General features: G+C 62.9%; 22 protein-coding genes. 16 read left to right on the top strand and 6 right to left on the bottom strand.

From position 1 onward, the window contains the following. Together AOQ71_RS47255 and AOQ71_RS06070 are read right to left on the bottom strand one after the other, a co-directional pair. On the bottom strand, positions 1 to 482 hold a 482-nt coding region (locus AOQ71_RS47255; RefSeq protein ID WP_245316734.1), incomplete at its 3' end, for an amidase family protein. A gap of 214 nt (positions 483 to 696) precedes the next feature. After that, complete coding sequence (locus AOQ71_RS06070; protein WP_057743089.1) at positions 697 to 954, bottom strand: DUF6894 family protein; 258 nt, start codon at positions 952 to 954, stop codon at positions 697 to 699. Between the two features lie 250 nt (positions 955 to 1,204). Between AOQ71_RS06070 and pqqA the strand changes: the two genes are divergently transcribed. The 10 genes from pqqA to AOQ71_RS06020 all read left to right on the top strand — a co-directional run bounded on the left by pqqA (position 1,205) and on the right by AOQ71_RS06020 (position 11,525). Next, on the top strand, positions 1,205 to 1,285 hold the full coding sequence (gene pqqA, locus AOQ71_RS06065) for a pyrroloquinoline quinone precursor peptide PqqA (RefSeq protein ID WP_007595659.1): 81 nt from the start codon (positions 1,205 to 1,207) through the stop codon (positions 1,283 to 1,285). A gap of 134 nt (positions 1,286 to 1,419) precedes the next feature. Further along, complete coding sequence (gene pqqB / locus AOQ71_RS06060) at positions 1,420 to 2,349, top strand: pyrroloquinoline quinone biosynthesis protein PqqB (RefSeq protein WP_057743087.1); 930 nt, start codon at positions 1,420 to 1,422, stop codon at positions 2,347 to 2,349. Further along, entirely contained in the window at positions 2,346 to 3,125 is a 780-nt protein-coding gene (pqqC, locus tag AOQ71_RS06055) for a pyrroloquinoline-quinone synthase PqqC (protein WP_057743084.1), read from the top strand. Before pqqB ends, pqqC begins: the two co-directional genes overlap by 4 nt. A 9-nt stretch (positions 3,126 to 3,134) precedes the next feature. Continuing rightward, positions 3,135 to 3,446, top strand: coding sequence for a pyrroloquinoline quinone biosynthesis peptide chaperone PqqD (gene pqqD, locus AOQ71_RS06050; RefSeq protein WP_057743082.1), 312 nt, complete (start codon positions 3,135 to 3,137; stop codon positions 3,444 to 3,446). Further along, positions 3,443 to 4,636 carry a pyrroloquinoline quinone biosynthesis protein PqqE gene (gene pqqE, locus AOQ71_RS06045; protein ID WP_057743080.1) on the top strand — a complete coding sequence of 398 codons (1,194 nt, stop codon included), beginning with the start codon at positions 3,443 to 3,445 and terminating at the stop codon, positions 4,634 to 4,636. Before pqqD ends, pqqE begins: the two co-directional genes overlap by 4 nt. Next, the gene (gene pip, locus AOQ71_RS06040; RefSeq protein ID WP_057743078.1) at positions 4,626 to 5,612 is read left to right on the top strand and encodes a prolyl aminopeptidase; all 987 of its coding nucleotides are present in this window, start codon (positions 4,626 to 4,628) and stop codon (positions 5,610 to 5,612) included. Before pqqE ends, pip begins: the two co-directional genes overlap by 11 nt. A 26-nt stretch (positions 5,613 to 5,638) precedes the next feature. Next, positions 5,639 to 6,316, top strand: coding sequence for a DUF4286 family protein (locus tag AOQ71_RS06035; protein ID WP_057743076.1), 678 nt, complete (start codon positions 5,639 to 5,641; stop codon positions 6,314 to 6,316). Positions 6,317 to 6,665: 349 nt separating this feature from the next. After that, positions 6,666 to 8,465, top strand: a complete 1,800-nt coding sequence (locus AOQ71_RS06030) for an FAD-dependent oxidoreductase (RefSeq protein WP_057743073.1) — start codon at positions 6,666 to 6,668, stop codon at positions 8,463 to 8,465. After that, positions 8,435 to 10,282, top strand: a complete 1,848-nt coding sequence (locus AOQ71_RS06025) for a 2-oxoacid:acceptor oxidoreductase subunit alpha (RefSeq protein WP_057743070.1) — start codon at positions 8,435 to 8,437, stop codon at positions 10,280 to 10,282. The genes AOQ71_RS06030 and AOQ71_RS06025 overlap by 31 nt, the downstream gene beginning before the upstream one ends. 187 nt (positions 10,283 to 10,469) lie before the next feature. Next, entirely contained in the window at positions 10,470 to 11,525 is a 1,056-nt protein-coding gene (locus tag AOQ71_RS06020; protein ID WP_057743200.1) for a 2-oxoacid:ferredoxin oxidoreductase subunit beta, read from the top strand. A gap of 24 nt (positions 11,526 to 11,549) precedes the next feature. Here AOQ71_RS06020 and AOQ71_RS06015 read toward each other — a convergent pair whose 3' ends face one another. Beyond that, entirely contained in the window at positions 11,550 to 12,116 is a 567-nt protein-coding gene (locus AOQ71_RS06015; RefSeq protein ID WP_057743068.1) for an STM3941 family protein, read from the bottom strand. A 191-nt stretch (positions 12,117 to 12,307) separates the two neighbouring features. On the opposite strand from AOQ71_RS06015, the gene AOQ71_RS06010 reads away from it, so the two are divergent. The 6 genes from AOQ71_RS06010 (at position 12,308) to AOQ71_RS05985 (ending at position 14,982) form a co-directional block, all read left to right on the top strand. Then, complete coding sequence (locus tag AOQ71_RS06010) at positions 12,308 to 12,928, top strand: hypothetical protein (protein ID WP_057743066.1); 621 nt, start codon at positions 12,308 to 12,310, stop codon at positions 12,926 to 12,928. Between the two features lie 41 nt (positions 12,929 to 12,969). After that, positions 12,970 to 13,419 (top strand): DsrE family protein, encoded by a 450-nt coding sequence (locus AOQ71_RS06005; RefSeq protein WP_057743063.1) that lies wholly within the window; start codon positions 12,970 to 12,972, stop codon positions 13,417 to 13,419. Between the two features lie 134 nt (positions 13,420 to 13,553). After that, complete coding sequence (locus AOQ71_RS06000; RefSeq protein WP_057743061.1) at positions 13,554 to 13,877, top strand: ArsR/SmtB family transcription factor; 324 nt, start codon at positions 13,554 to 13,556, stop codon at positions 13,875 to 13,877. Further along, a complete protein-coding gene (locus AOQ71_RS05995; protein ID WP_057743059.1) occupies positions 13,874 to 14,305 on the top strand; it encodes an SRPBCC family protein in 432 nt (143 codons plus the stop codon). The genes AOQ71_RS06000 and AOQ71_RS05995 overlap by 4 nt, the downstream gene beginning before the upstream one ends. Before the next feature lie 45 nt (positions 14,306 to 14,350). Continuing rightward, a complete protein-coding gene (locus AOQ71_RS05990; RefSeq protein ID WP_057743056.1) occupies positions 14,351 to 14,563 on the top strand; it encodes a hypothetical protein in 213 nt (70 codons plus the stop codon). Continuing rightward, on the top strand, positions 14,560 to 14,982 hold the full coding sequence (locus tag AOQ71_RS05985) for a DUF1801 domain-containing protein (protein ID WP_057743054.1): 423 nt from the start codon (positions 14,560 to 14,562) through the stop codon (positions 14,980 to 14,982). Before AOQ71_RS05990 ends, AOQ71_RS05985 begins: the two co-directional genes overlap by 4 nt. Positions 14,983 to 15,091: 109 nt before the next feature. Here AOQ71_RS05985 and AOQ71_RS05980 read toward each other — a convergent pair whose 3' ends face one another. Genes AOQ71_RS05980 through AOQ71_RS05970 form a run of 3 tightly spaced genes read right to left on the bottom strand, consistent with a single transcriptional unit; the run spans position 15,092 to position 19,867 of the window. Continuing rightward, entirely contained in the window at positions 15,092 to 16,630 is a 1,539-nt protein-coding gene (locus AOQ71_RS05980) for a SpoVR family protein (protein WP_057743052.1), read from the bottom strand. Next, positions 16,627 to 17,904 (bottom strand): YeaH/YhbH family protein, encoded by a 1,278-nt coding sequence (locus AOQ71_RS05975; RefSeq protein WP_205668201.1) that lies wholly within the window; start codon positions 17,902 to 17,904, stop codon positions 16,627 to 16,629. The genes AOQ71_RS05980 and AOQ71_RS05975 overlap by 4 nt, the downstream gene beginning before the upstream one ends. Before the next feature lie 19 nt (positions 17,905 to 17,923). Further along, positions 17,924 to 19,867: a PrkA family serine protein kinase gene (locus tag AOQ71_RS05970; RefSeq protein ID WP_057743046.1), complete on the bottom strand. Its 1,944-nt coding sequence runs from the start codon at positions 19,865 to 19,867 to the stop codon at positions 17,924 to 17,926. Between the last annotated feature and the right edge of the window lie 679 nt (positions 19,868 to 20,546).

Below are 20,546 nucleotides of genomic sequence, written 5' to 3'. Positions count from 1 at the left end.
GAGCCGGCACCGCCGGACGAGCCGCCCGGGGTCAGCGCGGCATCGCGCGGGTTCTTGGTGTCGCCATGGACGAGATTGGTGGTGAACCAGCGATAGGAGAAGGCCGGGCAATTGGTGCGCCCGAGGAGAACCGCCCCGGCTTTGCGGAAATTGGCGACGACAGGATTGTCCTCGCGCGCGATCAGGTCGCGCTGGAGTTTCAAGCCGTTGGTGGTGGCAAAGCCTTCCTGGTCGACATTGGCCTTGATGGTGACGGGCACCCCCGCCAGCAAGCCGGGATCCTCGCCCCTGGCGATGGCGGCATCGACGGCGTCGGCCTGCTTGAGCACGTCCTCGGGCCGGTGGTCGATCACGGCGTTGAGCCTGGGATTGACGGCATCCAGGCGGTCGAGGCCGGCCTTGGCGGCCTCCCGAGCAGACACCTTCCTGGATTTGACGAGGGCAGCGAGGTCGGCGGCCGACAGGCGCCATAGATCTTGCATGACATGCTCCGTGTGACCGGCGTCTTTTAGCGCCGGGATCGCGGCAAAGCCATGCGGATTTCGCGGGGAGGAAAGGCGGTTTCGGCCGGGGTAGTGCCTCATCCTCCGTCATTGCGAGGAGCTCTTGCGACGAAGCAATCCAGACTGCCCCCGCAGAGGGATTCTGGATTGCTTCGCTTCGCTCGCAATGACGGGGAGAGAGCGGTTCGCCTCGCTAATGCTTGGTGGCGGACTCGTCCGGGATGTCCAGCAATGCCTCGGTGAAGGGAAACTCCAGCACGATCTCGCCGTCGTCATCGGTCACCTCGATGACCGCCTCGAGCAAGGCCGGCTGGGCGCCTTCGGATTTCACCACCTCCAGGATCATCTGGCGGGCGACCTCCCAGGCGCGATCGGGATTGCGCAGATCCTCGCCATCGGGGTCCACGATCAGTTCATCGCCGATACGGGTGTTGAAGAAATATTTTGGCATCACGAGATCCAGCTAAAGCGGCCTGTACCGGATTGAAAGCTGCACTGCACTCACAACTGCTTTATCAGGACAGGGTTCACGACCGAATGCGCCAGACGCAAGGCCGTATCACCAGAAAGTACTGTTCCCCCCGTATGTCTCGCGGCGCAATATGGCTCTGCTCGGGAAAATTTCACTGGCGAACTTTTCCGCCCGCAGTAATTTAACCCCGGGCGGAGACGTCCCAAAATCGCGAAAATGGAGAGCCGAAATGGCCTGGAAAGCCCCCAAGATCGTCGAAGTGCCCTGCGGCATGGAAATCAACATGTATGTGAGCGCCACCCGCAAATAAGCGGTTGGCAGTCAAGCGTTCTGCGCAGGTGGGTCTCTCGGTCACGATCGGTTTCCGACTGATGGAAACCGTGTCGTCCAAGTCTTTTTGATCCTGAGGATCCACCTGGCGGCGTTGCCTCCAGGAGACTGATCATGCTTCGCGTCGTCGTCCTGGGCGCCGGGGCGGGCGGCGGAGTCCCGCAATGGAATTGCGGGTGTGAGGGCTGCCGGGCGGCCCGTGAAAACGGCCACGAGCTTTGTCGAACCCAGGCCTCGGTCGCCTTCAGCGGCGACGACGAGCATTGGTTCCTGATCAATGCCTCCCCTGATCTGCGCCAGCAATTGAATGCCACGCCGCGGCTGCATCCCAAGGCGGGCGCGCTGCGCCATACGCCTGTCGCCGGCGTGATCCTGACCAACAGCGAAGTCGATGCCGTGGCCGGCCTTCTCTCGATGCGCGAGGGTTCGCCCTTCACGGTCTATGCGCATGAGAAGGTACTGGCGATCCTGGCCAGCAACAGCATCTTCAACGTGCTGAACGAGAAGAACGTCAAGCGCCAGCCGATTGGAATCGGTGAGCCGTTCGAACCGCGATTGCCTGATGGTGCGCGCTCAGGGCTCGAGGTGCTGCCCTTCGCGGTGCCGGGCAAATCGGCCTGGTATCTCGAGGGCAAGGTACATCCCGGCGGCGAGAGCGGCGATGGCGATACGCTGGGCCTGAAGATATCAGACAAATCATCAGGCAAGTGCTTCTATTTCATCGCCGCCTGCGCCGAGGTGACCGACGCGCTCAAGGCCGAGATCGACGGCGCCGCGCTGGTGTTCTTCGACGGCACGGTCTGGCAGGATGACGAAATGATCAGGTGCGGCCTCGGCCACAAGACCGGCAAGAGCATGGGCCATGTCGCGATGTCCGGCGAGAACGGCGCCATTGCGCGGCTGGCCGATCTCTCGATCGGCAGAAAGATATTTCTACATATCAACAACTCGAACCCGGCACTGCTGCCTGCCTCGCCTGAACGCAAGACGGCCGAGGGCGCGGGCTGGCAAATACCCGCCGACGGAACGGAGATCGTGCTGTGAATGCTGCATCCATGACGGGAATGACCGCGCTCTCGATCGGCAAGGACATCAAGCTCACGAGCGCCGAGGAGCTCGAGGCGACGCTGCGCCATATCGGCGCGACGCGCTATCACAGCCTGCATCCGTTCCATAAGCTGCTGCATGGCGGCAAGCTGAACAAGGGCCAGGTGCAGGCCTGGGCGCTGAATCGCTACTATTACCAGAGCACGATCCCGATCAAGGACGCGGTGGTGATCTCGCGCTTCCGCGACCGCGCCACGCGGCTGGAATGGCGTCACCGCATCGAGGACCATGACGGCGATGTCGGCTCCGAGGGCGGCATCGAGCGCTGGCTGAAGCTGACCGAAGGCCTCGGCCTCGACACGGCCTATGTGGAATCAACCGAAGGCATCTTGCCGGCGACGCGCTTCGCGGTCGAGGCTTACGTGCATTTCTGTCGCGAGAAGAGCCCGCTGGAGGCGATCGCCTCCTCGCTCACCGAGCTGTTCGCGCCGAGCATCCACGAAGAACGCATCGCCGGCATGTTGCAGCATTATGATTTCGTCAATCCTGACATCATGAGCTACTTCAAGCGCCGGCTGACGCAGGCGCCGCGCGATGCCAATTTCGCGCTCGATTATGTGAGGACGCATGCGCGGACCCCGGAAGAGCGGGCTTCGGTCTGCAATGCGCTGATCTTCAAGACCAACGTGCTGTGGGTGCAACTCGACGCGCTCTATCATGCCTATGTAGAGGGCAACATTCCGCCGGGCGCATTCGTGCCCAAAGCGAGCTGAGGACAACAGATGGCCGGGCCGCGGAACATCAGCATCAGCGAGGCAAGCCGCCCCGTGCTGCCGCGGCATGCCAAGCTGAGATATGACGAGACGCGAAAGGTCTGGGTGATCCTGGCGCCGGAACGCGTGCTGGCGCCGGACGAAATTGCCGTCGAGGTCTTGCAGCTCTGCAATGGCGAGCGCAATGTCGGCGAGGTCGCCGATCAATTGGCGGCGAAATACGCCGCGCCGCGCGAGGCGATCCTGGCCGATGTCATCGCCATGCTGCAGGATCTCGCCGACAAGGGCTTTTTGGCCGAAGCCCGGGAGAAGACGCCATGAGCGATGTGCCCCTGGTCACCCCGCCCGCCGCCAGCGACAGCCTTGCGGTGCTGGAGAAGAGCCGCTCGACGGCGGAGACCTTCGGTATTCCGCTCGCCGTGCTGCTCGAGATCACCCATCGCTGCCCGCTGCAATGCCCGTACTGTTCCAATCCGATCGAGCTGGATCGCTCGGCCAAGGAGCTGACCACCGACGAATGGAAGAAGGTTCTGAGCGAGCTCGCCGAGATCGGCGTGCTGCAGGTGCATTTCTCCGGCGGCGAGCCGACCGCGCGGAAAGACCTGGTCGAGCTGGTCAAGCATGCCAGCGATGTCGGGCTCTACACCAACCTCATCACCTCGGCCGTGCTGCTGACGCGCGAGAAGCTCGGCGAGCTGGCCGATGCCGGGCTCTGCCATGTGCAGATCTCGTTCCAGGGCATCGAGGAAGGCCTCGCCGACCGCGTCGCCGCCTACAAGGGCGGCCATCGCAAGAAGCTCGAGGTCGCCAAATGGACGCGGGAGCTGGATTTGCCGCTCACCGTGAACGCGGTGATGCACCGGCAGAACCTGCACCAGCTTCCCGAGATCATCCAGATGTCCATCGATCTCGACGCCGACCGGCTCGAGGTCGCCAATGTGCAATATTACGGCTGGGCGCTGAAGAACCGCGCCGCCTTGATGCCGACGGTGGCGCAACTCGACGAGTGCACCCGCACCGTCGAGGACGCGCGCGAACGGCTGAAGGGCCGGCTGACGATCGACTACGTCGTCCCTGATTATTACGCGCTGCGGCCGAAGAAATGCATGGGTGGCTGGGGCCGACAGTTCTTCAACATCTCGCCCGCCGGCAAGGTGCTGCCCTGCCATGCCGCCGAGAGCATCACCGGGCTCGATTTCCTGTCCGTGCGCTCCAACCATTCGATCGCCTGGATCTGGCAGAACTCCGACGCCTTCAACCGCTATCGCGGCACCGGCTGGATGAAGGAGCCGTGCAAATCCTGCGAATTCCGCGAGATCGATTTCGGCGGCTGCCGCTGCCAGGCCTTCGCGCTGACGGGCGATGCCGCCAACACCGATCCGGCCTGCGCGCTGTCGCCGCTGCACGAGACCATCTTCAAGCAGGCGGAAGCCGAGGCCGAGGGCGAAACCAACCGCTTCCTCTACCGCAATTTCGCCGGCGGCACCCTGGAATCCGAGAATGGCGCCTGACGCCGACGCTGCCGCATCCGCCAGGCGCGCCGATCCCTTTGCGCCGCTGACATCGGACATGCTCGATGTCGGCGACGGCCATGAGCTCTATGTCGAGAGCATCGGCCGCGCTGGCGGCATTCCCGCGATCTATCTGCATGGCGGCCCGGGCTCCGGCTGCCAGCCCGATCACCGCCGGCTGTTTGATCCGGAGCGCATGCATGCGGTGCTGTTCGACCAGCGCGGCTGTGGCCGCAGCCGGCCGAAGGCATCGCGCGAGCATAACACCACGGCGCATTTGATTGCGGACATGGAGAAGATCCGCGAGAAATTCGGCATCACACGCTGGATCGTCGTGGGCGGCTCCTGGGGCGCGACGCTGGCCCTGGCTTACGCAGAGGCTCATCCCGAGCGCGTCTGCGGTATTGCGCTGCGCGCGACGTTCCTCGGCACGCAAAGCGAAGTCGAGACCGCCTTCACCTCGCGCCTCGCACAATTCTATCCGGCGCTGCACGAGGATTTCTTGAGCGTGCTGCCGCCGGAGGAGCGCGCGCAACCGGTGCAGGCCTATTATCGCCGCATCCTCGATCCTGATCCGGCCGTGCATGGTCCCGCCGCGCGCGCCTGGCACGACACCGAGCGCGCGTTGTCCGAGCACAAGGCGGCCAAGACGCACATCGACCTTGCATCACTGAACGTCTGGCGCACGCTGCCGGCGACGCCGTTCATGGAGGCGCATTATTTCGTCAACAACTCCTTCATGAGCGACAACCAGTTGCTGCTGAATGCGGACAAACTCGCCGGCATTCCCGGCATTATCGTGCAAGGCCGCTACGACCTGTTGTGTCCTCCTGAGACATCCGCGCGGCTCGCGAAACTGTGGCCGGGTTCCGAGGTCAGGATCGTGGAAGAAGCCGGACATTCCCTCTATGATGCCGGCGTGCGCGATGCGGTGATGAAGTCGATCGCCGACCTTGCGTCGAAGACCGTGCGCTGACGCGCGAAAGTAAGGACAACAAGAAAATGCCGCTCGCCGGGACAGGCATGCTGCTGACGTCGATGGATATCGACGCGGCTGACGAGGCCGATTTCAACCGCTGGTACGATCGCGAACATCTGCAAGAGCGCGTCGCGATCGAGGGATTTCTCGAAGCGCGCCGCTATGTCGCGCACGCGGCCTCTCCGAAATATCTCTCGCTGTATTCGACCACGACGCTCGACGTGCTCGACAGTCCTGCCTACCGCGCCCGGCTTGCCAACCAGACCGAATGGTCGCGGCGGACCATGGCGCAATTCAAGAACATGCTGCGCGTGGTCGCCCGCATCACCATCAGCAAGGGCACCGGCCGCGGCGCCGCGCGTGGCCTGGTGCGGCTGCGGCCCACGCCTGACAATGCCGGCGCATGGCGTGATGCACTGCGAGAAAAGCTGGCGCCGGGGGATCGTGACGGCATCATCTCGATGCATCTGCTCGAAAGCGAGCCGGAATTGTCCGGCGCAACGGCGGACATCCCCGCGGTGCGCAACGAAGGCGCGCGCGACTGGTTCGTGCTGATCGACGGCACCGATGTCGGCGCCGTCTCCGCCGTCATCGCCGAACGCTTCACCGGCCCTGCGGCCGCGCCCTTCCCGCTCCCGGTCTCCGTCGGCACCTACTGCCTGATGTGGGACCTTGCCAAGAGCGATATTGCGGGCAGCTGAGGTGCCGAGATTGCTGCGCTGCCACCAACCCCGTCATTGCGAGGGCAGCGAAGCAATCCAGGGTCTTTCCGCGGTGGCAGTCTGGACTGCTTCGCTGCGCTCGTAATGACGACGGATGGAGCAGAGTGCGATGCTGCACCGCACGCATCTCGCGCGCGCGGCGCTAATGCTGTGTGCGCTTAGCTCCCATGAAACGCAGTGATCGCACAAATTTGCCGTTGTACTCCGGAACGGTTCTAATAAGCTAACCCGATGACGTCATTCAGAAACGAGATCGCCGCGCGTTAAGCGTCGACAAGCTCAAAGAAGAGGCCGCCAGGTCTTTGAGCCTGCGCGGACGAGGGTAGGAATGAAACCGACCGATATCGCGGCCCCCGACTACTTTCACAAAGTGGTCGATTGTCAATGGGCCTGTCCCGCGCACACCCCGGTTCCCGAATACATCCGATTGATTGCGCAAGGCCGCTACAGCGACGCCTACATGATCAATTGGAAATCGAACGTGTTTCCCGGAATTCTGGGACGCACTTGCGATCGTCCATGCGAGCCGGCGTGCCGCCGCGGACGCGTCGAGGAAAATCCGGTCGCGATCTGCCGCTTGAAACGCGTCGCGGCCGACTTCAAGGACGACATCAAGCAGCGCCTGCCGCGGCCCGCAGCCAGAAACGGCAAGCGCGTTGCGCTGGTCGGCGGCGGTCCCGCCTCGCTGACGGTGGCGCGCGATCTCGCGCCGCTCGGTTATCATTGCACCGTGTTCGATGCCGACCCCGAAGCCGGCGGCATGATGCGGACGCAGATCCCGAAATTCCGCCTGCCCAATTCGGTCATCGATGAGGAGACCGGCTATATCCTGGGTCTCGGCGTCGAGTTCAGGGGCGGCCATCGCATCGAGAGCATGAAGGCGCTGCTTGCGGAGAAATATGACGCGATCTTCGTCGGCTCCGGCGCGCCGCGCGGACGCGAGCTCGACATTCCCGGCCGGAAAGAGGCCGCCGGCAACATCCATATCGGCATCGAGTGGCTGGCCAATGTGTCGTTCGGCCATGTCGACAAGATCGGCAAGCGCGTCATCGTGCTCGGCGGCGGCAACACCGCGATGGATTGCTGTCGCACCGCGCGCCGTCTCGGCGGCGAGAAGGTCACGGTGGTCGTGCGTTCCGGCTTCGAGGAGATGAAGGCCTCGCCCTGGGAGAAGGAAGACGCGATCCACGAGGATATCCCGATCCTCAACTACATGGTGCCGGTGGCCTTCAAGCATGTCGCCGGCAAGCTGATCGGCGTCACCTTCCAGCACGTCAAGGCCGAATACGACGCCAAGGGCCGCCGCAACCTGGTGCCTTCGGGCGATCCCGATCAGACCATTCCCTGCGACGACGTGCTGGTCGCCGTCGGCCAGGAGAACGCCTTCCCCTGGATCGAGCAGGATTGCGGCATCGCCTTCGACAAATGGCATATGCCCAAGGTCGACCCGAAGACCTTCGTCTCGACCAATCCGAAGGTGTTCTTCGGCGGCGACGCCGCCTTCGGACCGAAGAACATCATCTGGGCGGTGGCGCACGGCCACGACGCCGCGCTGTCGATCCACAAGATGCTGTCGGGCGAGGACATCACCGAACGGCCGCTGCCGGAGGTGCAGATCTCCTCGCAGAAGATGGGCATCCACGAATGGAGCTATGACAACGACATCTCCATCGACAAGCGCTTCAAGGTGCCGCATCGCGACAAGGTGATCGCGTTGAAGGACGTCAAGACCGAGGTCGAGCTCGGCTACGACGTCAAGCTCGCGCTCGGCGAAGCGCATCGCTGCCTGAACTGCGACGTGCAGACGGTGTTCTCGACCTCGCTCTGCATCGAGTGCGATGCCTGCGCCGACATCTGCCCGATGGACTGCATCACCTTCACTGACAATGGCGAGGAGAGCGACCTGCGCACCCGCCTGAAGGCGCCCTCGCCGCATCCGGACCAGGATCTCTACGTCTCGTCCGATCTCAAGACCGGGCGCGTCATGGTCAAGGACGAGGACGTCTGCCTGCATTGCGGGCTGTGCGCCGAGCGGTGCCCCACCGGGGCCTGGGACATGCAGAAATATTTCATCGAGATGACTCACGCAGGTTCGACATGCCCGACAAAAAGCCGATCAGCAGCGTAAACGACTTCGTCGTCCGCTTCGCCAACGTCAACGGCTCGGGCTCGGCCTCCGCGAACGAGATGTTCGCGCGCGCGATCCTGCGCCATGGCGTGCCGGTGTCCCCGCGCAACATCTTCCCCTCCAACATCCAGGGCCTGCCGACCTGGTACGAGGTGCGGGTGACTGAAGCCGGCCATCTCGGCGCCCGCGGCGGCGTCGACATGATGGTGGCGATGAACCCGCAGACCTGGGACAAGGACGTCGCCGGCATCGAGCCCGGCGGCTATCTGTTCTACGATTCCACCAAGCCGATGCCGTCGACCAAATTTCGCGACGACATCACCGTGATCGGCGTCCCCTTAACTGCGATCACCAACTCGACCTATACCGATCCGCGCCAGCGCCAGTTGTTCAAGAACATCATCTATCTCGGCGCGCTCAGTGCGCTGCTGGAAATGGACCCGAAGCTGATCGAGCAGCTGATCGGCGAGCAGTACAAGGGCAAGGAGAAGCTGCTCTCCTCCAACGTCCATGCGCTGCATCTCGGCCGCGACTGGGCGCTGCAGAATTTGAAATGCCCGATCGGGCTCAGGGTGAAGAAATCCGACAAGGTCGGCGACCGCATTTTCATCGAGGGCAACAGCGCCGCCGCGCTCGGCGCGGTCTATGGCGGTGCCACGGTGTGCGCCTGGTATCCGATCACGCCGTCATCGTCGGTGGCGGAAGCCTTCACCGCGCATTGCAAGAAGTACCGGCACGATCCGGAGACCGGCAAGGCGAAATACGCCATCGTGCAGGGCGAGGACGAGCTCGCGTCCATCGGCATCGTCATCGGCGCCTCCTGGAACGGCGCCCGCGCCTTCACCGCGACCTCGGGGCCCGGCATCTCGCTGATGACCGAGTTCATCGGCCTCTCATATTTTGCCGAGATCCCGGCCGTGATCATGAACATCCAGCGCGCCGGCCCTTCCACGGGCATGCCGACCCGCACCCAGCAATGCGACATCATCGCCTGCGCCTATGCCTCGCATGGCGACACCAAGCATGTCCTGCTGTTCCCGGAAGATCCGGCCGAAGCGTTCGAGTTCGCCGCGGCCGCGTTCGATCTCGCCGAGCGGCTGCAGACCACGATCTTCCTGATGCTCGACCTCGACATCGGCATGAACCACCGGCTCTGCCGTCCGCTGAAATGGGACGATGCGCGGCAATATGACCGCGGCAAGGTGATGACCGCGGAGATGCTGGAAGAAGGCCGCGACTTCGGCCGCTATCTCGACGTCGACGGCGACGGCATTCCCTACCGCACCTATCCCGGCACGCATCCGACCAAGGGCTCCTATTTCACCCGCGGCACCTCGCGTGACCGTTACGCGCGCTATTCCGAGGAAGGCACCGTCTATGCCGACAACATGCAGCGCCTGGTCCGCAAATTCGAGACCGCGCAGGACCTGGTGCCGCGGCCGCTGCAGGCCAACGCGGAACGGCCGACCAAATATGGCGTGATCTATTTCGGCTCGACCTCGCCGGCGATGGACGAGGCGATCGGAATGCTGGAGGCGCGCGGGCACCAGCTCGATCGCCTGCGCATCCGCGCCTTCCCGTTCCACTCCAGCGTCGCAAGCTTCCTCGCCGAGCACGATTTCGTCTATGTCGTCGAGCAGAACCGCGACAGCCAGCTCCGTCAGCTCATCGTCAACGAGAACGGCATCGATCCCGTCCGCCTCGTGCCGATCGTGCATTATGACGGCACCCCGATCACCGCCCGCTTGATCGCAAAAGCCATTGGCGACCACCAGGATCACCTCAAGGTGACCCCGCTCCGCAAGGCCGTGTCATGATGGCAGAGCGGATCCACATCCGTCATTGCGAGCGCAGCGAAGCAATCCAGAGTCTCGCCGCGGAACAAGTCTGGATTGCTTCGTCGCAAGGGCTCCTCGCAATGACGATGTGGATGCAGCGGAGGACTATTCCATCGTTCTCTTCGCGAGAAGATACCGCGAGGAGAGGGAGCAAAGAGAAACAGTCATGACCTATATCGCAAAGCCGAAATTCCATCATCCGGGCCTGAAGAAGAACGAGCTCGGCTACACGCATCGCGATTACGAGGGCAAGATCTCGACGCTGTGCGCCGGCTGCGGCCATGATTCGATCACCGCCTCGATCATCGAGGCCTGCTACGAGCTGTCGATCGAACCGCACCGCGTCGCGAAGATCTCCGGCATCGGCTGCTCCTCCAAGACGCCGGATTACTTCCTCGGCAATTCGCACGGCTTCAACTCCGTGCACGGCCGCATGCCCTCAGTGCTGACAGGCGCCAACCTTGCCAATCGCGACTTGATCTATCTCGGCGTCTCCGGCGACGGCGATTCCGCCTCGATCGGCTTCGGCCAATTCGCGCATTCGATCCGGCGCGGCGTCAACATGACCTATATCGTCGAGAACAACGGCGTCTACGGCCTGACCAAGGGCCAATTCTCGGCCACCGCCGACCGCGGCTCGAAGTCGAAGAAGGGCGTCACCAACACCGACAACGCCATCGACCTCGTCGCGATCGCGCTGCAGCTTGGCGCCACCTTCGTGGCGCGCTCGTTCTCCGGCGACAAGGACCAACTGGTGCCGCTGATCGCCGCCGCAATCCGACACAAGGGTTCGTCTTTCATCGACGTCATCAGCCCCTGCATCGCCTTCAACAATCACGCCGGCTCGACCAAGAGCTTTGATTATGTCCGCGAGCACAATGACGCCGTGAACCGGCTCGACGTGCTGGTCGGCCGCGATCCGATCGCGGTGGACTACGCGCCTGGTACCGTGCAGGTGGTGGAGCAGCATGACGGCAGCAAGATCGCGCTGCGCAAGATCGACGCCGATTACGATCCGCATGACCGGCTAGGGGCCCAGACCTTCCTTGCCAGGCACGCCGCCAAGGGCCAGATCGTCACCGGGCTGCTCTACGTCGATCCTGACGCGGAAGATCTGCACGCCCATCTCAACACGGTCGAGACGCCGCTCAATACGCTGGAGGCGGACACGCTGTGCCCGGGCTCGGCGGTGCTCGACAAGATCAACGCCAGCCTGCGCTGACGCGACCGGCCGAGCGATCGGTCGCTAGCTGACGGGCTCCGGCGTCGCACGGCGCAAATGAGCGAGCCGGCTGGCCGTCCAATATTGCCTGCAGGTCCGGGACAAGGTCTCGGCGTCCATGGTCAGGCCGCCGGCATTGATGATCACGCCGTCGGCGCCGAGCGCCTTGTTCATCAGCGTTACGATGTGCTTCAGCATGCCTCCGGCAAACTGCTCGGCAACGAGGCGATCAACCTTCAGTACCACGATCTTTTGGGTGCGAAGCTGCCAGACCAGGATGTCGCGCACCGACCGCCAGGCGATGGTGTCGTCGGCGATCCTGGTGTCGCGGATGCCGACGCGGGTGATGAAGATAACCGGCTCCCGGGCGGAGACCAGCCGCCAGATCGCCTGGCAGGTCGCAAAGCCGAACAGCGCAACGCCGGCGGAGCAGATCACGATCTGGAGCGAGCTGATCTCCTTGCCGTGCAGCCAGTTGAAGGCGACGGCGGCACAGAGCAACGTCAGCAGCAGGCCCGCGCCGAGCACCTTCAACGACCTGGCCAGGGAATAGCCGATCGCAAGATTGGGCAAGTTCTGACTTTCGGACATGTTCAACCGCCTCCAGCCATTTGCAACAGCCCGGGGTCTTTCTGCGCCCCCTCGCAAGGGTTAAGCCTGGAACCTTGCGCGAGGCTGCCGGCCGGGCGCGCGGTTGAACGCGCCGCGTGCGGCTTGCGACTAACCGCTGGTGGCCCGTCACCATCCCGATGCGGGCCCCAAATGGCTGACCCGGTGCAATCATGAAAATTGCCCTTATCGTTCCGCTTGCCTTCGTGGCCTTCATCGGCGTCGCCCGGGCCGAGGAGGCCGACGACTTCCGCGAGGCGAACAAGACCGAAGCCGAGACCTTCAACGCACGGATCTATGCGGGCACGCCAGGCAAGACAGCCTATGCCTGCTTCGTCCGCCGCTACGATGCCGAGCATCTGGCGCGACATCCGAAGCAGAAGGTCGCTTCCATGAAGCTGCTGGTCTCCGCGGAGACCGACAGCGAGGACAAAGAGCTCCACAACTCGTTCCGGCTCGGCTTCCGCTATCGCCACCGTAGCGGTGATTTCGATTCCAGCGGCTCGTGTCACCACACGGTGCTCACCAAGGAAGGCAACGAGGTCAGACTCGGCTGCGGCGTCGATTGCGAGGGCGGCGGCATCGGTATCGCGCTCTCGAAGGACGACAAATCGGCCATCGTACGGCTCGAGAGCGTCAGGGTCTGGCTGCACAACAAGCCCGACGACGAGGCCGAGCGGTCGCTGGTCGCTGGCAGCGATGACGGGATTTTCCGGCTCGACCGGGCTGACAACAGCGAATGCGCCGCGCTCGCGACCGACCGCAAGGAACTCGCCGCGCTCCGCCACAAGTGATATCGCTCCGGCAAACACGGGCGTCATCAAAGGACATCGCCATGAACCGCCGGAACATCTTGTGGAGCGCCGTCTCGGCGCTGGGCGCGGCCTTTGCCGCCTCGCGCGCCAACGCTGCGACTGAAGCTGCAAAGTCAGACAAGCTGAAGGTGGTGTATCACCTCAGCGACGCCGACAAGGTCAATTTCGTGCTCGGCAACATCCAGAACCACATCGACGGCGTCGGCGGCCCCGACCATGTCACCCTCGCGCTCGTCATCCACGGGCCGGCGCTGAAGGCGTTCCATCAGGCACAGGCCAATCCCGACGTCAGGGGGCGGATCAGCAATTTCGCCAAGGACGGCGTCGAGCTCGCCGCCTGCGGCAACACCATGAAGGCGCAGAACATCACGCTGACGGATCTGCTGCCGGGCTTCGTGAGCGCGGACAAGGGCGGCGTGGTTCGGCTCGCTGAACTGCAGTCGCAGGGGTATTTGTACTTGCGGCCGTGAGCACCGCTCCATCCGCCGTCGCAATGACGGGAGAGAGGGCTGAGCGCACCAGCACCAGCTCCTGTGCCGGCCTTGACTTACCCATAACTGTAGGGTTATGAATCAATCCATAACCTCGGAGTTATGGATCTCCCATGTCCTCCACCCCTGACCTTCTGTTCCGGACGCTCGCCGACCCGACGCGGCGGGCGATCTTCGAACGGCTGTGCCGGGAGGGGGAGCAGACGGTCGGAGCACTGACGACGCGATCGGGCGTTTCGCAGCCGGCGGTGTCAAAGCATCTCGGCGCGCTGAAGCTCGCCGGCCTGGTGCGCGACCGGCATGAGGGACGCCAGACCCATTATAGCGCGCAGCCCGGCGCGCTCGATCCGCTGATCGACTGGACCAGCCAGATGGCCGGCTTCTGGCAGAACCGGCTCGATGCACTCGACGATCTCCTGAAGAGGATGGACCAATGACTGAGGCTGCGACCGAAACACGTTCCGTGGTGATCGAGCGCGAATTCGCCTATCCGCCTGAGCGGCTGTGGCGCGCGCTGACGCAGCCGCATCTGATCGAGGAATGGCTGATGAAGAACGACTTCAAGCCCGAGGTCGGCCACCGTTTCAATCTGCGCGGCGAATGGGGCGGCGTGCTGGATTGCGAGGTGCTCGCCATCGAGCCACAGCGCTCCCTCGCCTATACCTGGAATTTCACCAACGAGGACGCAGCCTACGACCTCAGAAGCGTGGTGACGTTCACGCTGACCCCGCAAGGAGCGGGCACGCATCTGCGTGTCGAGCAGGCGGGCTTCCGCCCCAGCCAGAAGCAGGCCTATGGCGGCGCGCATGCCGGCTGGAAGCAGTTTTTCACCAAGCTCGACGAGCTGCTGGCACGGGCCGAATAGCGAGCCACAAACGCTGATCCCGAATATTCCCAGAGGAGACTTTAGATGAACTCGAACATGTGGGTCCGGCAAATCCATCGCTGGCTGTCGATTGCCTTCACGCTGGCTGTGATCGCCAATATCGTTGCGCTGACCATGCAGATTCAGGCCACATGGATTGGCCTGATGGCTTTCGTGCCCTTGATTCCGTTGCTCGCGACCGGGCTCTATCTGTTCGCACTGCCCTATCTCGGCCGCGGCAGCGAGGCGAGGACATGAAGAAGACCGTGACCGCGAAGAAAGAGACGGACGGGCCATCACCATCCAAGATGATCGACGGCCGGATCAAGGAGCTCGGCGACTGGCGCGGCGAGACGCTGAAGCGGATCCGTGCCCTGATCAAGGAGGCCGATCCTGATGTGGTCGAGGAATGGAAGTGGCGCGGCGTTCCCGTGTGGGAGCACGACGGCATCATCTGCACGGGGGAGACCTACAAGGCGGTGGTGAAGCTGACCTTTGCCAAGGGCGCGGCTCTGGACGACCCCGCCGGCCTGTTCAATTCCAGCCTCGACGGCAATGTGCGGCGCGCGATCGATATCAGCGAGGGCGCTGATATCAACGAGAAGGCGCTGAAGGCGCTGATCCGCGCGGCGGTGGCGCTGAATGCGGCGAAGAAGAAGCCGGGGAAGAAAGCCTGACCTGATCTCTTCAGCAGCCGCGGACTGGCTCTAACCTCTCCCGCAAGCAGGCGGGGGAGGGAGCGCACCGCCTTCTGCGCGCGGGTCTCATAGCACAGTGAAAGTTGCCTCAGGCCACCGCGGCCGCAATTGGACGCGGGCTGACGACGTATTCGCGCAGCACCTTGTCGTTGGCATCGACCTCGATCAGCGCGACGTCGTAGGTCCAGAGATCGGCGAGGTGCTGCAGCACGCGCTTGGCGTCGGTCTCGTTCAGCTGCGAGCCCTTGATGACACGGTGATGCAGGATCAGCCGGCGGTCGCCGGAGAGATCGACGTCGACCACCTCGATATTGGCATCGATGAAGCCGACATCGTGCTGGCGCGCCAGCTCGCGGCGGACGCGGCGGAAGCCGCGCTCGTCGTGGATTGCGTCGACCCGGATGCCGGCGCGCTCCTCGGGATCGTCGTGCAAATGGAACATGCGGAAGTGCCGCATCAGCTTCGGGCTCAGGAACTGGCCAATGAAGCTTTCGTCGCGGTAATTGGCCCAGACGTCGCGCAGCACGCCCATCACGTCGTTCTTGCCGGCGATATCAGGGAACCATTCGCGGTCCTCGTCCGACGGACTGGTGACGATGCGCTCGATGTCCTGCATCATGGCGAAGCCGAGCGCGTATGGATTGAAGCCCGAGAAGCGTGGATCGTCGAATTCGGGCTGGAACACCACATTGGTGTGCGAGCCCAGAAACTCCAGAAAGTTGCCATCGGTGATGCGGCCCTGCTGATGCAGCTGGGTCATGATGCGATAATGGACGTAGGTCGCCGTCCCCTCGTTCATCACCTTGGTCTGGCTCTGCGGATAGAAATATTGCGCGATGTGGCGGACGATGCGCAACAATTCGCGCTGCCAGGGCGCGAGGCGCGGCGCGCTCTTCTCCAGGAAGTAGATCAGGTTTTCCTGCGGCAGGCCGAGCAGCTTGCGGCGGCGCTCGATCGAGAGCGCGGACCGGCTCTTGCTCTTGCCTGTCGGCACGGTGCGCCAGAGGTCGTTGAAGACCTCCTCCTCGTGCTGGCGGCGGCGCCCTGCCCGCTTCTCCTCGGCGCGCAAATCCAGCTTCTTCTTGCCCGGATACCGGTCGATGCCGTGCGACATCAGCGCATGCGCGGCGTCCAGCGTGCGCTCCACCTCGATGCGGCCGTAGCGCTCCTCGCACTGCATGACATAATTCTTGGCGAAATCCAGATAGTCGAGAATCCCTTCCGCGTCGGTCCACTGCTTGAACAGGTAATTGTTCTTGAAGAAGTGGTTGTGGCCGAAGGCGGCGTGCGCGATCACCAGCGTCTGCATCGTCGCCGTGTTCTCCTCCATCAGGTAGGAGATGCAGGGCGAGGAGTTGATCACGATCTCATAGGCAAGACCCATCAGGCCCTTGCGATACGAGGCCTCGTGATAGGCGAAGTGCTTGCCGAACGACCAGTGCTTGTAGAACAGCGGCATGCCGACGGACGAATAGGCGTCCAGCATCTGCTCGGCGGTGATGACCTCGATCTGGTTCGGGTAGACGTCGAGCCCGAGATCCTTCAACGCAACTTCTTCGCAGGCATCGGTGATGCGCTGCAAGGTGTGGAAATCCCAATCGGCGCCTTCGAACAAGCGTTCCGTCATGGAGCGGCTTTCTCCTGGGCAGTTTCGCGGCGCTGGAACAGATCGTGGAACACCGGGAAGATCTCGCTGCGCTCGGAAACCTTGCGCATCGAGAGCGGCGCGCCAGAGTTGCGCAGGCGCTCATAGAGCGTCCAGAGCGAGGAGTCGGAGAGATCGAAGGCGCTGCCGCCTGATTCCCCGACCTCGAGATAGGCAAAGAACTGGCAGACCGGCAGGATCTTCTCGGTCAGCAGCAGGCCGGTCAGCTCGCCATCGGAATAGGAATTGTCGCCGTCGGAGGCTTGCGCGGCGTAGATGTTCCAGTCCGCCGGGCTGAAGCGCTCGCGCACGATCTCGTGCATCGCCTGCAGCGCGCTGGAGACCAGCGTGCCACCGGAGGCCGGGCCATAGAAGAAGGTCTGCTCGTCGACCTCCTCGGCGCGGTCGGTATGGCGGATGAAGACGATCTCGACATGCTTGTAGCGCCGCTTCAGGAACACGTAGAGCAGCATGTAGAAGCGTTTGGCCAGATCCTTCATGTGCTCGGACATCGAGCCCGACACGTCCATCAGGCAGAACATCACGGCCTGCGCCACCGGCCGCGGCACCTTCTCGTAGCGGCGATAGCGGATGTCGAGCGGATCGATGAAGGGAATGCGCTTGGTCTTCGCCTTCAGCTTTTCGAGCTGGGCGATGAGCTCGGCACGCTCGTCCTCGTCGGTACAGGCCTCGATCGCGGCTTCCAGCTCCTCGACCTCGTCCTTGCGCGGGCGCTTGAGCGCGATGCGGCGCGCGAGCGCCAGCTTCACGGTGCGGCTGACCGAGATATTGGCGGGCGAGCCCGAAGTGGTATAGCCGGCGCGCTGGATGCCTTCGCTCTCGGTCTGCGCGATCTTGCGCTTGGCGAGATCAGGCAGCTCGAGATCGTCGAGAAAGAGATCGACGAACTCGTCGCGGCTGAGCACGAAGCGGAACGCATCTTCGCTGTCGCCTTCACCGGGACCGGAATCCTTGGCGCTGCCCTGGCCCTGACGCTGGAGATAGTCGCCCTCGACGAACTTCTTGTTGCCGGGCAGCACCATGTCGCGCGTGCCGCCTTCACGGCGGAAACGCGGCTCGTGCATCCCGTCGAGCGGGATTGTGACCTCTCCTCCCTCCAGGACGTCCTTGATGTCGCGTTCCTGAGAGGTCTTCTTGACGGCGCCCTGCACCAGGGATTTGGCCCGACGCAAGAACCGCTGGCGGTTCTCAAGACTCTTGCCGCCTGGATTCAGGCGCCTGTCAATGATGTGAATGGCCACTTTCTCATCCGCCTCAACCGGCTTGCTTCACGCGCATGTACCATTCGACCAGTCGGCGAACCTGACGCTCGGTGTAGCCGCGCTCCACCATGCGTGCCACGAACTCGCCGTGCTTCTTCTCCGTCTCGCCGTCCTTCTTCGAACCGAACGAGATGACCGGAAGCAGGTCTTCGACCTGGGAGAATATCCGCTTTTCGATCACATCGCGAATCTTCTCATAGGAGGTCCAGGTCGGATTCTTGCCGCCGTTCTGGGCCCGGGAGCGTAACGAGAATTTGACGACCTCGTTCCGGAAGTCCTTGGGATTGGCAATGCCCGCCGGCTTCTCGATTTTCGTCAATTCCTGGTTCAAAAGCTCGCGATCAAGCAGCTGGCCGGTGTCGGGGTCCTTGAAGTCCTGGTCCTCGATCCAGGCATCGGCGTAGTCGACATAGCGGTCGAACAGGTTCTGGCCGTAATCCGAGTAGGATTCGAGATACGCCTTCTGGATCTCGTTGCCGATGAATTCGGCATAGCGCGGCGCCAGCTCGGCCTTGATGAATTCGAGATAGCGCTTCTCGACTTCCTCGGGCAGCTGCTCCCTGCGGATCGACTGCTCCAGTGCGTACATCAGATGCACGGCGTCGGCGGCAACCTCCTGCGGATCGTGGTTGAAGGTCGCAGCCAGGATCTTGAAGGCGAAGCGGGTGGAGACGCCGTCCATGCCTTCGTCGACACCGGCGGCATCGCGATATTCCTGCACGCTGCGCGCCTTCGGATCGGATTCCTTCAGGCTCTCGCCGTCATAGACCCGCATCTTGGCGAACAGCGTCGAGTTCTCGTGCTTGCGCAGGCGCGACATCACCGAGAACCGCGCCAGCGTCTCCAAGGTCGAGGGTGCACACGGCGCAGCCGCCAGCTCGGAGCCCTGGATCAGCTTCTCGTAGATCTTCTGCTCCTCGGTGACCCGGAGGCAGTAGGGCACCTTGATAACGCAGATGCGGTCGATGAAGGCTTCGTTGTTCTTGTTCGACTTGAAGCTCGCCCACTCCGCCTCGTTGGAGTGCGCGAGGATGACGCCGGTGAACGGGATCGCGCCGATATTCTCGGTGCCGATGTAATTGCCTTCCTGCGTTGCCGTCAGCAACGGGTGCAGCATCTTGATCGGCGCCTTGAACATTTCGACGAATTCGAGCACGCCCTGGTTGGCGCGGTTGAGGCCGCCGGAATAGCTGTAGGCATCGGGATCGTTCTGCGCGTAGGTCTCGAGCTTGCGGATATCGACCTTGCCGACCAGCGAGGAGATGTCCTGGTTGTTCTCATCGCCGGGCTCGGTCTTGGCGATCGCGATCTGGCGCAGCCGCGACGGCTGGATTTTTGCGACCCTGAACTGGGAAATGTCGCCGCCGAAGGCCTCGAGACGCTTGTAGCACCACGGGCTCATCAGGCCGGTGAGACGCCGGCGCGGAATGCCGTACTTCTCTTCCAGCATCGGCCCGAGCTGATCGGGATCGAACAGGCTGAGCGGGCTCTCGAAAACAGGCGAAAGCTCATCACCGGCCTTGAGCACGTAGATCGGATGCACCTCCATCAGCGACTTCAGCCGCTCGGCGAGCGAGGATTTGCCGCCGCCGACCGGGCCGAGCAGATAGAGGATCTGTTTACGCTCTTCGAGACCTTGCGCCGCATGACGGAAGAAGCCGACGATGCGCTCGATAGTCTCTTCCATGCCGTAGAAGCCGGCGAAGGCCGGATAGGTCCGGATGGTGCGGTTCAAAAAAATACGGCCAAGGCGTGGGTCCTTGGCCGTGTCAATCGTCTGGGGCTCACCGATCGCTGCAAGTAGTCGTTCGGCCGCATTCGCGTATTTCATGGGATCGCTTCGACACGATTCCAGATATTCCGCCATCGACATGTCGTGCTGGCTTCTCGCCTCGAACGACCGAGCGAAAGCGTTGAATAGAGAATCGTTGTACATGATCCCTCTCCGCGTGAGTTCCGCTACAAGCTGAAACGAAAGCAGTTACTAGACTGTTCCTCAGGCCGCTTCTCGAATCAGCGTGAGCACATGCCGATCATTGGACACCCGGGTGCCGACACGACGCAACGCACAAGGTAGGCACTCGCTGAATTACGAACAGGCACTTGCCTGTAATTTGTGCGAATCTTCCTATATCTTGGCGTATTTCCAGAAATTGTCACTGGCTGGCCACATCCGGGCGATACCGGGGCACCAATCCTCCGGCACTGCAACATGACGATTTCCGAGCGGCAAACTTATGACACTTGCAGGACGATCGCGTGGGTGCCGCGGTCATCTTCCTGCTGCAATGCGGTGCCCCGGCTGCCCGCAGCGGCCTGCTTACTTGCAGCCATGACAGCCGCGACAAGCGCGCAGCATTCAAAATCGGTCGCCAGGCCCTCCTGACGGATAACGTCGTTCTGCGTGGCAGCTCGGATGCAGTCGCATCAGGTATTGACCGACGTCGGGATCACAGGATGCGCCGACGCAGGCGACCGACGCGATCGATCGCCGGTGACCGGCGACGCCGTCAGGACTTGCGCGCATGCCTTCTCCCAGCATGACCATTCGCGACCGAGCCGATCAGACAGGTCAAACAACCGCTGACCACACTCCGCGACGCGACAGATGTCCT

Source organism: Bradyrhizobium manausense (assembly GCF_001440035.1).
GTDB classification, from domain to species: Bacteria; Pseudomonadota; Alphaproteobacteria; order Rhizobiales; family Xanthobacteraceae; genus Bradyrhizobium; species Bradyrhizobium manausense.
Note: the sequence above shows the minus strand (reverse complement) of the source record. Positions and strands in the feature narration are given on the sequence as shown.

Bases quoted from the DNA above. Each gene is read 5' to 3' on its own strand.
- AOQ71_RS06010 (WP_057743066.1), top strand. From the start codon at position 12,308: ATGAAAATTGCCCTTATCGTTCCGCTTGCCTTCGTGGCCTTCATCGGC.
- pip (WP_057743078.1), top strand. From the start codon at position 4,626: ATGGCGCCTGACGCCGACGCTGCCGCATCCGCCAGGCGCGCCGATCCC.
- pqqD (WP_057743082.1), top strand. From the start codon at position 3,135: ATGGCCGGGCCGCGGAACATCAGCATCAGCGAGGCAAGCCGCCCCGTG.
- AOQ71_RS06070 (WP_057743089.1), bottom strand. From the start codon at position 954: ATGCCAAAATATTTCTTCAACACCCGTATCGGCGATGAACTGATCGTG.
- AOQ71_RS05970 (WP_057743046.1), bottom strand. From the start codon at position 19,867: ATGTACAACGATTCTCTATTCAACGCTTTCGCTCGGTCGTTCGAGGCG.
- AOQ71_RS06030 (WP_057743073.1), top strand. From the start codon at position 6,666: ATGAAACCGACCGATATCGCGGCCCCCGACTACTTTCACAAAGTGGTC.
- AOQ71_RS05990 (WP_057743056.1), top strand. From the start codon at position 14,351: ATGAACTCGAACATGTGGGTCCGGCAAATCCATCGCTGGCTGTCGATT.
- AOQ71_RS05980 (WP_057743052.1), bottom strand. From the start codon at position 16,630: ATGACGGAACGCTTGTTCGAAGGCGCCGATTGGGATTTCCACACCTTG.
- AOQ71_RS06005 (WP_057743063.1), top strand. From the start codon at position 12,970: ATGAACCGCCGGAACATCTTGTGGAGCGCCGTCTCGGCGCTGGGCGCG.
- AOQ71_RS05995 (WP_057743059.1), top strand. From the start codon at position 13,874: ATGACTGAGGCTGCGACCGAAACACGTTCCGTGGTGATCGAGCGCGAA.
- pqqB (WP_057743087.1), top strand. From the start codon at position 1,420: ATGCTTCGCGTCGTCGTCCTGGGCGCCGGGGCGGGCGGCGGAGTCCCG.
- AOQ71_RS06015 (WP_057743068.1), bottom strand. From the start codon at position 12,116: ATGTCCGAAAGTCAGAACTTGCCCAATCTTGCGATCGGCTATTCCCTG.
- AOQ71_RS06020 (WP_057743200.1), top strand. From the start codon at position 10,470: ATGACCTATATCGCAAAGCCGAAATTCCATCATCCGGGCCTGAAGAAG.
- pqqE (WP_057743080.1), top strand. From the start codon at position 3,443: ATGAGCGATGTGCCCCTGGTCACCCCGCCCGCCGCCAGCGACAGCCTT.
- AOQ71_RS06025 (WP_057743070.1), top strand. From the start codon at position 8,435: ATGCCCGACAAAAAGCCGATCAGCAGCGTAAACGACTTCGTCGTCCGC.
- AOQ71_RS06035 (WP_057743076.1), top strand. From the start codon at position 5,639: ATGCCGCTCGCCGGGACAGGCATGCTGCTGACGTCGATGGATATCGAC.
- AOQ71_RS05985 (WP_057743054.1), top strand. From the start codon at position 14,560: ATGAAGAAGACCGTGACCGCGAAGAAAGAGACGGACGGGCCATCACCA.
- AOQ71_RS06000 (WP_057743061.1), top strand. From the start codon at position 13,554: ATGTCCTCCACCCCTGACCTTCTGTTCCGGACGCTCGCCGACCCGACG.
- pqqA (WP_007595659.1), top strand. From the start codon at position 1,205: ATGGCCTGGAAAGCCCCCAAGATCGTCGAAGTGCCCTGCGGCATGGAA.